The organism is Arthrobacter sp. SO3, from assembly GCF_020532825.1.
GTDB lineage: Bacteria > Actinomycetota > Actinomycetes > Actinomycetales > Micrococcaceae > Arthrobacter.
In genome coordinates this window covers 18,064-32,336 of the sequence record NZ_MQTS01000016.1, presented here as the reverse complement: position 1 = coordinate 32,336, position 14,273 = coordinate 18,064, and the positions used below count along the sequence as shown (strand labels likewise).

The following is a 14,273-nucleotide window of genomic DNA, read 5'->3' as shown; positions in this document are numbered from 1 at the left end:
CACCGCACACGTGCCGGGGGAGGACCTGCACATTCTGTGCGACAGCCAGTACGTCATCAACTCCGTCACCAAGTGGATGCCGGGCTGGAAGCGCAAAGGCTGGCGCAAGTCCGACGGCAAACCCGTCATGAACGTCGAGCTCCTGAAGGAGATCGACCAGGCGCTGGTGGGGCGCAAATACAAATTCGAATGGGTCCGCGGCCACGCCGGGCATGACCTGAACGAGGCGGCGGATGACCGCGCCAGGGCTGCCGCAACGGCCTACCAGCAGGGCGTGGCCGTGCGCCAGGGGCCCGGGTTCGGCGCCGCTGCTGGAGTCCTTGCTCCCGCAGCCCAGACAGCACCCGCCGCCGCGCCGGCGGCGAGCCAGGCGCCGATGCCGTCCCGCCAGCAGGAGCTGTTCGGGGAGCCGACACTCTTCGACGAACCCGACCTCTTTAGTGAGCTCGACGAGGACACCACCCCCGCTCCGGGGACCGACGCGAGCCCGGAGGCGATTGTTGAGTCACTTGAGCGCGAACTCCTCCTTCCGGCAACGCGCGGCGACTTCGGACGTACCGGGGTGCTGCTGCACCCGGACTTCACCGAAATCGGGACCTCGGGCCGGATCTGGACCCGGGATGCCGTAATGATGGCCCTGGAAGAGACTCCGGGTGGGCCGACCGAGCTGGAAATGCTGGGCGCGGACCGGCTGGATGCGCACACCGTCCTCTTGACGTACCGCAGCCACACCCGGTCCGGAACGGCCCTGCGCAGCTCCCTGTGGGTCCATGACGGCGCCCAGTGGAGGCTCCGCTTCCGCCAGGGCACCCCCGAAGCCTGAGACCTTCTGCGGCGCCCTGAGGGGCGGTCAACTAAAACGCTGGGTGTTGTTCAGTTCGGCCTGGGCATAACTCGCCGCCGCGGAGTTTAGCGCCAGGTTGATCGAGGCAAGGGAAGCCTCGACCTTGCCCTGGGTCAGGGCCCACTCCGCGACGAGCGCCTGGAAGTTGGTTGCAGCCGAGCCGCGCCAGCTGGCCTGCAGCTCGTCCAGGCCGCGCTTCATGGACTGGACGTCGGCGCTGATGCGGTCGACCGTGGCCTTGACGTTCGCTGACTTGAGCTGGAGGAGTTCCGTATCCACGGAAATGATGCTCATGGGATGCCCTCTCGACAGTGCCTGATCCGGAATCTCCGGACCCTCCAAGCGTAGGCAGGCCGGGGGGACCCGGGAACGGCCGGTCAGCGGTATGTGGAAAAGGAGCGGGAGACCCGGCAGGCTACTCCCCAGCGGTGTCGCCTGAGCCGAAGCCCGAACCGAAGCCCGAACCGGAGCCGGAGACGGAGCCGGAGACGGAGCCGGCACGCGTTCCTGACCCCTCAGCGGACCCGGCACCGGAGTCGGCACGCGACCCTGCGTCCTCGGCGGCCTCATCCAGGAACGGCAGGCTGACCACCAGGGTGGCGCCGCCGCCGTCGGTTTTCGCAACCCGGACGGTGCCCGAATGCGAACCGACGATGGCCGCGACGATCGCCAGCCCCAGCCCGCTGCCGCCGGTCTCGCGGGTGCGGGACGTGTCCGCGCGGTAGAACCGCTCGAAGATCCGCGCCGCTTCCTCCGCCGGGACACCGGGACCGTGGTCACGGACCTCGATGATGGACAGCTTGGTGCCGTCCCCGGATGTCCGGACGCCGACGGCCAGTTCGATGGGCGTTCCGTCAGGGGTGTAGCGCAGGGCGTTGCCCACGAGATTCCCCACCACCTGCCGCAGCTTGGCCTCGTCGCCGAGCACCGGGGCGGGCCCGGGGGGACGGCCGTCCAGCCCGGTCAGCGAGATGGTGCGGCCGCGGTCGCTGGCCTGGGTGTCCACCACGGCGTCGTTGGCAATCAGCAGCAGATCCGCAGGCTTCTGCTGGAGCGGCCGCTGCTCATCGATCCTGGCGAGCAGCAGCAGGTCTTCCACCATCGTCCCCATCCGCTTCGCCTCGCTCTCGATCCGGCCCATGGCGGTCGCCACATCCTCCGGGGTGGACAGCGCGCCGTGCCGGTACAGCTCGGAGAATCCACGGATCGTCACGAGCGGGGTGCGCAGTTCATGCGAGGCGTCGGCGGCGAAGCGGCGCATCCGCGCCTCGGAGGCCATCCGGGCGGCGAAGGCCGTCTCGATGTGGGCCAGCATGGCGTTCAGGGAGCTGCCCAGGCGGCCGACCTCGGTATTGGGGTTTTCGATTTCGACGCGACGGGAGAGGTCGCCCGCGGCAATCGCCGCGGCGGTCTTCTCGACCCGGGCCAGTGGCCGGAAAGACCGGGAAATGCTCCACGTGGCAATGAAGAAGGCCAGGACAAGCGTCAGCAGCCCGACGCCGACCACCACCAGGACGGCGTGTTCCATCACCGAATCCACCGGCCAGAGCGGGAGCCCGATGACCACCACGGAGCTGCGCTGGTTGCTGTCCACAACGTTGAGGGCGACCACCCGCCAGTTGCGCCCGTCCGTGCCGCGGACCTGGAACGGGACCTGCTGGCGGTCGGCGGCGTCTGCCGAGGTGAAGCTGGTGATGTCCGGGTGGAGTTCCTTGTTGCCGCCGAACGGCAGCGGTGGCTGCCCGGGGGTGAAGAGCATCAGCGAGTAGTCCGTGGGAATTCGCTGGTTCTGGTCCTGCAGCTGGCTGAAGGACTGCTGCTGGCGGACGGAGGCGACCGCGGCCCGGAGCTTGTCGTCGACCTGCCCCTGCAGATAGCTGTGCAGCAGGGTCAGGGTCCCGGCGCCGGTGGCAGTGAGAGCCACCAGCATCAGTGCGGTCATGATGGCGACGAGCTGCGACCGCAGCGACGCCGACTTCCACCGGTGCAGCAGCAACGTCAGCGCTTCTCGGCCGTCCGCAGCACGTAGCCGACGCCCCGTTTGGTCTGGATCAGGGCCGGGGCATCGGGATCAATGTCCACTTTGCGGCGCAGATAGGAGATGTAGGACTCCACAATCGAGGCGTCCCCGTTGAAGTCGTACTCCCAGACGTGGTCCAGGATCTGCGCCTTGGACAGCACGCGGTTGGGGTTCAGCATGAGGTAGCGCAGGAGCTTGAATTCGGTGGGGGACAGTTCGATCACGGTGCCGCCGCGTCGCACCTCGTGGGCGTCGTCGTCGAGCTCGAGGTCATCGACGCGGATGACCGCATCGTCATCCTGCAGGGGCTGCGTGCGGCGCAGTACGGCGCGGATGCGTGCCACGACCTCGTCGAGGCTGAACGGCTTCGTGACATAGTCGTCGCCGCCCACGGTCAGGCCCATGACCTTGTCCTCGGTGTCATCCTTGGCGGTCAGGAACAGCACGGGGAAGTGCTTGCCTGCGGCGCGCAGCCGGCGGGTGACGGTGAACCCGTCCATATCCGGCAGCATGACGTCCAGGACGGCCAGGTCGGGGGCGTGCAGATCGGCCGCCGCCAGGGCTTCGCGCCCGTTGGATGCGGAGACGACTTCAAAACCGGCAAAGCGCAGGGAAGTGGACAGCAGCTCGCGGATGTTCGGTTCATCATCGACGACCAGCAGCTTGGCTTCGGGACCGTTCTTTTTCATGGTTCCCATGATCCTCCCAGACTCTGGGAGTTTTCTGAGTGGCGGATGTGTGTTTTGTGTGCACGGCCGGCGACCCTGCGACTGCGCCGGCCTCCCGGTGGGCTTTCGGTCCGGTTTCCCGGACCGAGGGTGAAAAACGTCGGCTCCGAATGGGATTCCCCTGCGTCGACCCGGACATTAGAGTGGCACTATCGCAATTACTCGGCCGCGGCGGCAGGAACGCCGGTACGTAAGGATGAGGACAGATAATGACGACTGAGAGCAACGCAGCGGACAGTACCAGCCCTGTTGACCGGAGTATCCGCGACTGGGCGGATCTTGCCGAAGAGATGTGGTCCTACCTGACCGGCAAGGGTGCCGCCATCAACTACAACTTCATCGATATGACCATCGAAGTTCCCCGCGACATCGGCCCTGACGCGCCGCGCGCCACTTGGAAATTGAACGGAAGCCTGCGCGTGACCACCAGCGATAAGGACGCAGCAGGTTCCGAAGAGAACAGGGGCTGACCATGGCCCCCCGGTTCAGGGCTTACATCAACCTGGACTTTTCCCTTCAGGAGGAATCCGGGGAGCAGGCGCGCGGATCCGTGAAGGCTGCAGGGACCGAAGTGGTTGTCTCGCTGGAGAGTATTGACGCGTTGATGTCGCACCGCCTGCCTTCGCTGGGGGACATGAGACCTCTCGCCAAGACCTTGTCCGAGCAGGGGCTGACAGTAGTCGTGGACGGACCTGAGGGAAGGATTATCAGCCTCGGAGCCGTCGAGGCTCCAGCCTCGCAGCGCGTAATTACCAGGTCGCCCCACATCAGGCTCGGAAAGCTGGGGGCGCTGGCGCCGATGCTGAAACGGGGCCGGCGTCCGTCCGGCAACGGGCTTACCCTGCTGCCGCCAGGGACATTGCTGCCGTTGCTGCCGACAGTGAAGCGCCGAATTCCGCGCCGCATCACCACCACGCACTACACGCGGGGCGGCGGGCGGCCGCGCTTGATTTTCGTCCAGGACACGGGGTCGTGGAGCGGCCAGGTCCCGCGTGAGTTCAACCTGGCGGCGGAGCGGGTGCGGATCGGAAGCGATGAATCCGCTGACCTGCAGCTTCCGGGACTCGACGGCGTGCATGCCGAAATAGTCCACAACGACCAGGACGAATACGTCCTGGTCCGGCACGGCAAAGTCAGCGGCAGCTTCGGTCCGGGATCGACGTCAGTGTTGCGCACCGGGGCCCGACTCCAGATGGGCCAGTGGTGCCTGGCGTTCTTCCGTGAGGAATTTGCTGACCACGGCCGTCCCTTCGGCGGACGAAGCGGCGGCGAATTCGCGTACCAACGCCCCCAGCGCGACCCGCGGACCGGAGCCTTGGAGCAGGACGGGTCAACGTACATCCGCTAATCCGGGAGAACGCCGGACTGGAACGGAACACCGGAGCGCTCCGGCTCAGTCGGTGGGGGAGCTGGTGCCGACGTCCTTGGCGTCCATGATCCGGTAGGCGTAGCCCTGCTCGGCCAGGAACCGCTGCCGTTTGGCCGCGAAGTCCTGGTCCAGGGTGTCCCTGGCCACCAGGGAGTAGAAGCGTGCGGCGCGGCCGTCCTTCTTGGGACGCAGGAGCCGGCCAAGGCGCTGGGCCTCTTCCTGCCGCGATCCGAAGGAGCCGGAGACCTGGATCGCGACGGAGGCCTCGGGCAGGTCGATGGAGAAGTTGGCGACCTTGGACACCACGAGAGTCTGCACTTCGCCGGCACGGAAGGCGTCAAAGAGCCGCTGGCGATCCTTGACGGAGGTGTCGCCCTTAATCACCGGCGCCTGCAGGCGCTCGCCGATCTCGTCCAGCTGGTCGATGTACTGTCCGATCACCAACAGCTGCTCGCCGGCATGCTCGGCCACAAGCTGTTCCACCACCAGAGTCTTGGATTCGGACGTGGCGCACAGCCGGTACTTGTCCGCGTCCTCGGCCATGGCATAGGCCACGCGTTCGTCGCGGGGCAGGTCGATCCTGACCTCGACGCAGTCGGCGGGCGCGATGTAGCCCTGCGCCTCGATGTCCTTCCACGGCGCGTCGTAGCGCTTGGGGCCGATCAGGCTGAAAACTTCGCCTTCGCGGCCGTCTTCGCGGACCAGGGTGGCGGTCAGGCCCAGCCGGCGGCGCGCCTGCAGGTCCGCCGTCATCCGGAAGATCGGGGCGGGCAGGAGGTGGACCTCGTCGTAGATGATGAGTCCCCAGTCGTTGCCGTCCACCAGCTCCAGGTGGGGGTAGAGACCGCCCCGCTTGGTGGTCAGGACCTGGTAGGTGGCGATCGTGACGGGACGGACTTCCTTGACGGAGCCGGAGTATTCGCCGATTTCCTCCTCGGTGAGGGAGGTCCGCTTGAGCAGCTCGTCCTTCCACTGGCGGGCGGAGACCGTGTTGGTCACCAGGATCAGCGTCGTCGTGGAACTGGTGGCCATCGCGGCGGCACCGACCAGCGTCTTGCCGGCTCCGCAGGGGAGCACCACGACGCCGCTGCCGCCGGCCCAGAAGTTCTCCATCGCCAGTTGCTGGTAGGGGCGGAGCTTCCAACCGGACTCATTGAGCATGATGGGATGCGGCGTCCCGTCGACGTAGCCGGCCAGGTCCTCGGCGGGCCAGCCGATCTTGAGCAGCAGCTGCTTGAGCTGCCCGCGCTGGGAGGAGTGCACGACGACGGTTTCGCCGTCGATCCTCGGCCCCAGCAGCGGCGCGATCTTCTTGGCGCGGCTGACCTCCTCCAACACCGGGTAATCAGAGGTGCGCATGACCAGGCCGTGCTGGGGATCCTTTTCGAGCCGGAGCCGGCCATACCGGGACATGGTCTCTTCGACGTCGATCAGCAGGGAGTGCGGCACCGGGAAACGGGAGTACTTCAGCAGCGTGTCCAGCACTTTTTCGGCGTCCAGGCCGGCGGCCCGGGCGTTCCAGAGGCCCAGCGGGGTGAGCCGGTAGCTGTGCATGTGCTCCGGGGCGCGTTCCAGCTCCGCGAAGGGGGCGATGGCGTGCCGGGCCTCGGTGGCCAGTTCGTGGTCGACTTCGAGCAGGATGGTTTTGTCACTCTGGACGATCAACGGTCCGTCGTTCACTGGAGCAATTCCTCTGCGGCCTCTACGTCAATAATCCGGTGGATGGACAGAACGCGTTCGGTTTCCTTGTCCGGATCGAACACCCGGACCCGGCCACCGTTCACAGCTACCGGAACAACCGTTTCCCGTACGGCATTCCCCATGCTGTCGACGACGTTCATCACCACGCGCTGTTTGAGCCGGATCGCCTTCTGTAGGGTTTCCAGCCCCAGCTGGGTTGCCTCTTCACTGCCGGGGGCCACCGGAGGATGCCCGTCGGTGCCGCCCGCGGAGGGGCGTTCGCTGCGCAGCACGGCCAGCTGGGCGTCGACGTCGGCTTCCGGCGGGGCGGTGCGCGGGGCACTGTAGACCGGCCGCACGCTGCCGGTCGCCGCGGTGGTGCGCCGCAGGCGGATGCCGCCTGCCTCGGATTCCTCGACGGCCGGGGACAGCCCCAGGTTGCGGAGGACCTGCGCTGTTTCCCGGGCACCCGCGTGGGTGATCAGCACGGTGGGTGCGATCCGGACCAGGGCAAGGCCGGCGGCGCCGGAGGTGTTGAGCAGCTCCAGGAGCGCAGTCTCGTCGTCGCTCTGGATGAAGCTCGCGGCGGTCCCCACCCGCAGCCTGGCATGGCGCGCGGCGGTGTCCTCGACCAGGTACTTCAGCGGCTGGGGGATTGCCGTGGCCGAATGCAGGCCCAGGAAATCGAGCATCGCCTGGGCGTCCTGGCCCGCGTCAAGCGCACGACGGACGGAGGAGACCGAGAAACGGTAGATGGTGGCGGGGCCCTGGCCTTCGGCATCTGCCATGGTGAGGAGCTTTTCGGTCAGCTCCGGGGCGAGGTAGCCGGGTGCCACCGCTGTGAGGTCGGCCTGGAGCAGGACATGGTTCAGGGCGGCCGGCAGGTGTTCGCCCAGGATGCCCATCGCCTCGTCGGGCTGTTCGGCGGCGATGGCCGCTCCGATCTGGCTGAGCGCGCCCGAGCCGATGAGGCCCAGCATTTCCGCCTCGGCCAGGACGCCCCGGATCAGCGAGCTGAAACGCCGTGCCATCCGGGGCTGGGCCCAGTCGGCCCGCTCCAGCACTGCCGCCGCGTCCAGCACGGGGGCCCGCCCGTCCGGCGCCGCGGCCTCCTCGGTCAGCTCGGCCAGGATTTCCAGGATCCGCTTCCGGACTACCGGAGCGTCCGGGCGCTGGGCCTCGGCCGAGAGCGCGTTGACTGTGCTACCGGTTGCGCCGCGGTGGAGGGCCGGGACCGTGGCCTGGCCGCTGACGGGCTGTCCGACGAGCGAGGGCGCCCGTTCGCTGGCGAGCCAGGCGTTGACCAGCCAGAGCCACTGCTCCTGCCTGGGAAGCGCCAGCCATTCCAGCTGCGGCGGCTGGACCCAGGCGGAACTGTCAACGTCCAGCCGGATAAGGCCGGACAGGGCGCACAGCTCCGCCAGCACCCCGGCGTCATGCATCTCAACCCGCAGGGCGTCCGCCAGGCGCTTCAGCTCCCTGACCCCCACGCCGCCGCTGCGCAGGGTGACGAGGGGCTGCTCGCGGACGGCGTAGAGCAGCTCGCCGACCAGCCTCAGGGTCTCGGCGATCGCGCCCAGGGCGGCATTGCGGCGCAGTGCCGCCGACGTGGACCCCAGCCGCGGCACCGGGGGCGTCAGTGCAAACTTTTCAATAACTAAGCCGCCGCGCAGAGACACCCCGACGCTGTGCGGAAGTTCCACGTGGGCGGCGTCCAGCGGCACGAGCAGCCCGCGGGCCAGGAGCCAGTCCACGGGCCCGACGTCGGCGGCCTCGTGCAGGACGGAGGCGCGCCGTTGCGCCTGCGGAACGGCGCCCATGGCCCAGTTGCCGAAGCGTGCGAGCAGGGCCGTAGTGCGTTCCGGGGCACCGGCCAGGATCTGCCGGAGGGACTCCGGCGTGGCGGTCCAGTGCTGCAGCGACAGGGCGGCCTCCATTGGCGTGGCCGCGGGGGAGATGGCCGCCCCGTTCCGGTGCAGCTCCCCGACCAACTGGACCACGCGCTGCGCGAAGGCGGGCTGGAGCCGCACGAGTTCGGTGTAGCTGCGCCCCAGGCCGGCCGGGTAGATCCCGATCACGTCCTTGAGGCTCCCCACCGGCAGGTAATACCGCAGCTTCGTGCCGGCAGCCGGCGCGGCGCCGTGCGGTGGTTCAGCCCGGTGGACGAGGGCCAGTTCCTGCAGCGAGTGCAGCATCTTCTCAATGGAGCCCAGCGTGGCGCCGTTGATAAGTTTCTTCAGCATGGGGGCGGAGGCGCTGTGCCCGGTGTCCGTGTTGGTGCACAGGTGCAGGGTTTCGAGGACCTGCATTTCCGGGCGGTTGAGCCGCTCCAGGGCCCGCTGCACGCTGACGCGGCCGCTGGCCCGGGCAGCGAGGGCAGCGAAGTCCGGCACGCCGGGGGAGATGAGGTCCGGCCGCGCGGAGAACAAGGCCCGCAACGAGTCATCGCTGCGTGCCTGCAGTTCCTTGCTGAGCGCGCGGATAAGGGACATCAGTGCCACGCTACCTTTCGTCTGGCCGTCGGGTCCGCCGCCGTGCTGCAATTCCGTCAACAATGAGCAGGAGCATCAGCAGGAAAGCCAGGGGAAGCCCGTACAGGGCAGTGGAGGTGATCCAGACGGGCGACACAGCGTTATTGAAGGCCATCGCCATCACCACGCCGACGGCCGCGAGCGACAGAACGGCGGCGGCGGCCGCGACGATCAACAGTGGCCGCCGGAAACGCAATGGAGTCATGGAGCTAACGCTAACAGCCCGGCTTGTCCCGCGCCCCAAACGGCCAAAGTAGGCCGGGCAGGATAACCTTGAAGGAACAGACCAATACGGTCCGGGCGGCCATACCCTGAACCCGCATATCCATGCGGATGCGGTGGCCGCCGGCCGTGTCACCAGCAGAACGAAGAAGGTTGATTACGTGCCTACCGGCAAGGTCAAGTGGTATGACAAGGAAAAGGGCTTCGGATTCCTCGCAGGCGAGGATGGTCAGGAAGTCTTCCTGCCCAAGTCCGCGCTGCCCGAGGGCGTGGCCGAGCTAAAGGCCGGCACCCGGGTCGAATTCGGCGTGGCTGACGGCCGCAAGGGCGCCCAGGCCCTGGGCCTGCGCGTGCTGGACAAGACGCCCTCCATCGCCAAAGCCAAGAGGCCCAGCGCGAAAGACCTTGCCCCGCTGGTGCAGGACCTCGTTTCCGTTCTGGACAACCTGTCCGGCACGCTGTCCGCGGGCAAATACCCGGAAGGCAACAAGGGCAAGGCGATCGCCGTCGCCCTGCGTAAGGTTGCCGACGAGCTGGACGCGTAGGTTTCGGCGATGACTCCGGAAACTGATCAGACCGCATCCCCTGCCGGGGACAAGACTGCCGCCGGGGATACGAGCGCAGGGGACAAGAAAGCCGGGGCCAAAGAGGGATCCAAGCCCCGCGCCGGCGTCCCCCTCTGGCGCACCGGCAAGCCCGACGCGTTCCTGGCCGCCGCCGTCGACGTCGCCCGTGCCGCCCTGGAGGGCATCGCCCCGGCCGAGCAGATCGGCGGGCACCTGGCCGCCAAGAGCGAAGGCGACCGCCTGGTCACGCACCTCTTCGAATCGAAGCTGGCCGGTTACGGCGGCTGGACCTGGTACGCCGTGCTCACGCGCAACTCGCGCGCCAAGATCGTTACGGTCGATGAGCTGGGCCTGCTGCCCTCCGAGGATTCGATCCTGGCGCCCGAATGGATCCCGTGGGCCGAACGGGTCCGCCCCGGCGATGAACAGGGCGAGGAAGAACCCGCGGAGCCCGCAAGCCCGGCACCCCTGCAGACTGCCGGGGTAACCGGGGATGCCGGGGACAATTTAGACGCCGGCTTCGCGGCTGGCGAGGCGCCGGAAGACGATTCGGACGACGCCGACGGCAACGCGGACGGTGCCGGCGATGAATACGACGCCGACGATGTTGACGACGATGACTCCGACGACTCCGACGACTCCGACGACTCCGACTCCGACGACGGTCCGGCCGACGGGCTGCCCGCAGCGCAGGCTGACTAGCGGTTGGAACCATCCGGGGCGCTGCACTGTGAGGTCTGGACATGATGTCCACCTTCAAGTCCCTGCACATCCTGAACTACCGGATCTGGTTCATCGGGGCGATCATTTCCAATATCGGGACCTGGATGCAGCGCACTGCCCAGGACTGGCTGGTCTTTGACCACCTGACCGAACACGACGCCAGCGCCATGGGCATCACCATGGCCCTGCAACTCGGGCCCCAGCTCTTCCTCGCCCCCGTGGCCGGGCTGGTGGCGGACCGTTTCAACCGCAAGCAGCTGCTGGTCCTGACCCAGTCGGCGATGGCGGTGCTGAGCGCGGGACTTGGCATCCTCGTGATTTCCGGGGCCGCGCAACTGTGGCATGTCTACGGTTTCGCCCTGCTGCTCGGCGTTGTCTCCGCACTCGATGCCCCCGTGCGGCAGACGTTCGTCTCCGAACTGGTCCGCGACGATTATCTCCCCAACGCGGTGGCGCTCAACAGCGCCTCCTTCAATGTGGCCCGGATGATCGGGCCCGCCGTCGCCGGCGTCCTCACGGTCGCTGTCGGACCCGGCTGGGTCTTCCTGATCAACACCCTGACCTTCGTAGCACTGCTGCTGAGCCTGTGGCGGATTCCCTCGGCATCGCTGCGCCAGCTGCCCCGGGCCGCGGCCGGCAAGGGACGGATCCGGGAGGGGCTGCGCTATGTGCGGTTCCGGCCCGACATCGTGGTGGTGCTGGTCGCGGTCTTCATCGTAGGCACCCTGGGACTGAACTTTGTGCTGTTCATCGCGGCCATGGTCGGCACGGAATTCGGCCTGGACGCCAGCGCCTTCGGCCTGATGAATTCCATTATGGCCATTGGCTCCGTCGCCGGGGCCCTGCTGTCCGCCGGACGCCAAAAGCCCAGGCTGCGGATCATATTCGGTGCGGCCGGAGCCTTCGGCGTGACCGCGGGCATCGCCGCGCTGGCCCCCAACTACTTCTGGTTCGGTGCGGCCCTGGTTCCGGTGGGACTCTTCGCCATCACCATGCTGACGAGCGCCAACGGCTACGTCCAGACGACCACCGACCCTGTGATGCGTGGCCGGGTGATGGCGCTCTATATGGCGATTTTCATGGGCGGCACGCCCATCGGGGCGCCGTTCGTGGGCTGGGTCGCAAACGTCGCCGGCCCGCGCTGGTCCCTGTGCGTCGCGGCGGCCTCCGGCCTGATCGCGGCCCTGATCGGGCTCGTGTGGATCGTCCGGGCCAGGCAACTGCGGATCCGGTTCGACCGCCGCGCCCGCGGGCTGCGCTACTTCCGCGTCGTGTCAGCCGGGCCCCGGAGCGCCGACGGCCGCAACGCGGACGGCGCCGCCGGGGAATAACACCGGACGACGCCGTCGAACACTGATGCCCGCTGTCGATCGCTGACGCTTCAGCGCTCAGTGTTGGGCGGGGAGCTACTTTTTCAGCTCGCCCACGACGAAGTCGATGCATTCCAGCAGCGCGGACACATCGTCGGGCTCGATGGCCACGAAGGTCGCGATCCGGAGCTGGTTGCGCCCCAGCTTGCGGTACGGCTCGGTGTCCACAACGCCGTTGGCGCGGAGCACCTTCGCGATCGCAGCGGCATCGATGGAGTCCTCGAAGTCGATCGTCGCGATGACGTTGGAACGTTCCTCAGCCTTCGCCACAAACGGGGTCGCGTACTCCGAAGCCTCGGCCCAGCGGTAGATGCGGCCGGCGGAATCCGCGGTCCGTGCCGAGGCGAAGTCCAGTCCGCCGTTCGCGTTGAGCCACTGCACCTGGGCGTCCAGGGTGACGAGCGTGGCCAGCGCGGGGGTGTTGTAGGTCTGGTTCAGCCGCGAGTTGTCGATCGCGGTCTGAAGGTCCAGGAAGTCCGGGATCCAGCGTCCGCCGGCCTTGATCCGCGCCGCGCGCTCCAGTGCTGCGGGGGAGAACAGGCCAAGCCACAGGCCGCCGTCGGACGCAAAGTTCTTCTGCGGGGCGAAGTAGTAGACGTCCGCTTCGGCGACGTCAACATCCAGCCCGCCGGCAGCCGAGGTGGCGTCCACCAGGACGAGGGAGCCCGCGTCGGCGCCGGCCACACGCTGGACCGGAGCGGCAACGCCCGTGGACGTCTCGTTCTGGGGCCAGGCGTAGACATCGACGCCGGCTTCGGCCCGCGCTGCCGGGCGGGTGCCCGGCTCGGACTTGATGATGGAGGAGTCCGCGAGGAAGGGTGCCTTGTTGGTTGCGGAGGCGAACTTCGAGCCAAACTCGCCAAAGGACAAGTGCTGTGCCTTGTTGTCGACCAGGCCGAAGCTGGCGATGTCCCAGAACGCGGTCGATCCGCCGACGCCGAGGATGACCTCGTAGCCGTCCGGCGCCCGGAAGAACTGGCTGAGCCCGTTCCGGACCGAGCCCACGAGGTTCTTGACCGGCGCCTGGCGGTGGGAGGTTCCCAGGAGCTTCGAAGCCGCTGCGAGGGCTTCCAGCTGCTCCGGGCGGACCTTGGAGGGTCCGGCGCCGAACCGGCCGTCCTTGGGAAGGAGGTTTGCGGGAATCGTGATGCTGGTGTCGCTCACAGTGGCTCCAATTTTCGGCAGGTACTAGGGTGCGGCTCAGGAGATGGCCCGGCAGGTGGCTGCAGCGGAGCCTTGCGTTTCATTCTGCCTGACTGCCCGGCAGGCGAGGCAAAAGCGCCCGTCACAGTCCGGTCATTGAGATTATCCGGACAAATTCAAAATAGGCTAAGCTGTCCTGCGAACGTACGGCAGACCCCGCCAGGGCGCCAGCAGCACGCGGTACGGTGGGAATCATGCAAGGACGGCGCTCGAGGAGCTGAGCTGAATGACGGATCTGATCGATACAACCGAGATGTATCTTCGGACCATTCTGGAACTTGAAGAAGAGAACATTGTCGCTCTCCGCGCCCGCATCGCCGAGCGGCTCCGCCACTCGGGCCCGACTGTTTCCCAGACCATTGGCCGCATGGAGCGCGACGGACTGGTGGTTGTTTCCGGCGACAGGCACCTTGAACTGACGGAAACCGGCCGGAAACGTGCCATCGAAGTCATGCGCAAGCACCGTCTTGCCGAACGTCTGCTGGCCGATGTGATCGGGCTCGACTGGGCGTATGTCCATGAGGAAGCCTGCCGCTGGGAACACGTGATGAGCGAACGGGTGGAGCGGCGGATCTTCGACCTGCTCAACCACCCCACCGTTTCGCCCTATGGCAACCCGATTCCCGGCCTCGCCGAACTGGGAGGCCTGCCGTCCCAGCCGCCCCTGGACGGCGTCGTGAACCTGCTCGAGGCCATGTCCGGCTACGGGCCGGATTCCCGGGTCAGGGTCAGCCGGCTGGCCGAACCCATCCAGGTCGAACCGGAACTGCTGGTCCAGCTCGACGAAGGCGGCATCCGCCCCGGCGCATCGGTGTCACTGGAGCGGGTGGGGGAGTACATCTCGGTGCGGGTGCCGGATATCGAGGGCGCACTGGAACTCCCGCCCGAGGTTGCTGCCCACGTCTTTGTTACCGTCGATTAATCTTCGCTAGTCATCCGCTCATGGGACGACCCATGAGTTGTACACAGATTCGATAACGGATTTATCTCTCGACGGCTTCATCGCCTATAGTTGAA

Annotated in this window: 14 protein-coding genes; 7 read left to right on the top strand and 7 right to left on the bottom strand. The window is 67.3% G+C overall.

Annotated features, from left to right (window positions below; genetic code table 11):
- On the top strand, positions 1-823 hold an 823-nt coding region (locus BJQ90_RS01925), incomplete at its 5' end, for a ribonuclease HI family protein (protein ID WP_226758627.1).
- Positions 824-850: 27 nt separating this feature from the next.
- Here the strand turns inward: BJQ90_RS01925 and BJQ90_RS01920 are convergent.
- From BJQ90_RS01920 to BJQ90_RS01910, 3 genes are all read right to left on the bottom strand, one after another.
- Positions 851-1,138, bottom strand: coding sequence for a WXG100 family type VII secretion target (locus BJQ90_RS01920; RefSeq protein WP_226758626.1), 288 nt, complete (start codon positions 1,136-1,138; stop codon positions 851-853).
- 121 nt (positions 1,139-1,259) lie between these two features.
- Positions 1,260-2,837 (bottom strand): sensor histidine kinase, encoded by a 1,578-nt coding sequence (locus BJQ90_RS01915; protein WP_226758629.1) that lies wholly within the window; start codon positions 2,835-2,837, stop codon positions 1,260-1,262.
- A gap of 5 nt (positions 2,838-2,842) precedes the next feature.
- Positions 2,843-3,553: a response regulator transcription factor gene (locus tag BJQ90_RS01910; protein WP_226758625.1), complete on the bottom strand. Its 711-nt coding sequence runs from the start codon at positions 3,551-3,553 to the stop codon at positions 2,843-2,845.
- 248 nt (positions 3,554-3,801) lie between these two features.
- Here BJQ90_RS01910 and BJQ90_RS01905 point away from each other — a divergent pair, with 248 nt between their 5' ends.
- Positions 3,802-4,062 carry a hypothetical protein gene (locus BJQ90_RS01905; protein WP_226758624.1) on the top strand — a complete coding sequence of 87 codons (261 nt, stop codon included), beginning with the start codon at positions 3,802-3,804 and terminating at the stop codon, positions 4,060-4,062.
- Between the two features lie 2 nt (positions 4,063-4,064).
- Complete coding sequence (locus tag BJQ90_RS01900) at positions 4,065-4,940, top strand: FHA domain-containing protein (RefSeq protein ID WP_226758623.1); 876 nt, start codon at positions 4,065-4,067, stop codon at positions 4,938-4,940.
- Between the two features lie 45 nt (positions 4,941-4,985).
- On the opposite strand, the gene BJQ90_RS01895 is transcribed toward BJQ90_RS01900, so the two are convergent.
- Genes BJQ90_RS01895 through BJQ90_RS01885 form a run of 3 tightly spaced genes read right to left on the bottom strand, consistent with a single transcriptional unit; the run spans position 4,986 to position 9,377 of the window.
- Positions 4,986-6,641, bottom strand: coding sequence for a DNA repair helicase XPB (locus BJQ90_RS01895; protein WP_226758622.1), 1,656 nt, complete (start codon positions 6,639-6,641; stop codon positions 4,986-4,988).
- Positions 6,638-9,133, bottom strand: a complete 2,496-nt coding sequence (locus tag BJQ90_RS01890) for a helicase-associated domain-containing protein (RefSeq protein ID WP_226758621.1) — start codon at positions 9,131-9,133, stop codon at positions 6,638-6,640. The genes BJQ90_RS01895 and BJQ90_RS01890 overlap by 4 nt, the downstream gene beginning before the upstream one ends.
- A 10-nt stretch (positions 9,134-9,143) precedes the next feature.
- Positions 9,144-9,377: a hypothetical protein gene (locus BJQ90_RS01885; RefSeq protein ID WP_226758620.1), complete on the bottom strand. Its 234-nt coding sequence runs from the start codon at positions 9,375-9,377 to the stop codon at positions 9,144-9,146.
- 178 nt (positions 9,378-9,555) lie between these two features.
- Here BJQ90_RS01885 and BJQ90_RS01880 point away from each other — a divergent pair, with 178 nt between their 5' ends.
- Genes BJQ90_RS01880 through BJQ90_RS01870 form a run of 3 tightly spaced genes read left to right on the top strand, consistent with a single transcriptional unit; the run spans position 9,556 to position 12,014 of the window.
- Positions 9,556-9,939 (top strand): cold-shock protein, encoded by a 384-nt coding sequence (locus BJQ90_RS01880; protein ID WP_226758619.1) that lies wholly within the window; start codon positions 9,556-9,558, stop codon positions 9,937-9,939.
- 9 nt (positions 9,940-9,948) lie between these two features.
- A complete protein-coding gene (locus BJQ90_RS01875) occupies positions 9,949-10,662 on the top strand; it encodes a DUF3027 domain-containing protein (RefSeq protein WP_226758618.1) in 714 nt (237 codons plus the stop codon).
- Positions 10,663-10,706: 44 nt separating this feature from the next.
- Complete coding sequence (locus BJQ90_RS01870; protein WP_226758628.1) at positions 10,707-12,014, top strand: MFS transporter; 1,308 nt, start codon at positions 10,707-10,709, stop codon at positions 12,012-12,014.
- Positions 12,015-12,089: 75 nt separating this feature from the next.
- On the opposite strand, the gene serC is transcribed toward BJQ90_RS01870, so the two are convergent.
- A complete protein-coding gene (gene serC, locus BJQ90_RS01865; RefSeq protein WP_226758617.1) occupies positions 12,090-13,217 on the bottom strand; it encodes a phosphoserine transaminase in 1,128 nt (375 codons plus the stop codon).
- Between the two features lie 265 nt (positions 13,218-13,482).
- On the opposite strand from serC, the gene BJQ90_RS01860 reads away from it, so the two are divergent.
- Complete coding sequence (locus BJQ90_RS01860; protein WP_226758616.1) at positions 13,483-14,178, top strand: metal-dependent transcriptional regulator; 696 nt, start codon at positions 13,483-13,485, stop codon at positions 14,176-14,178.
- Positions 14,179-14,273: the final 95 nt, after the last annotated feature.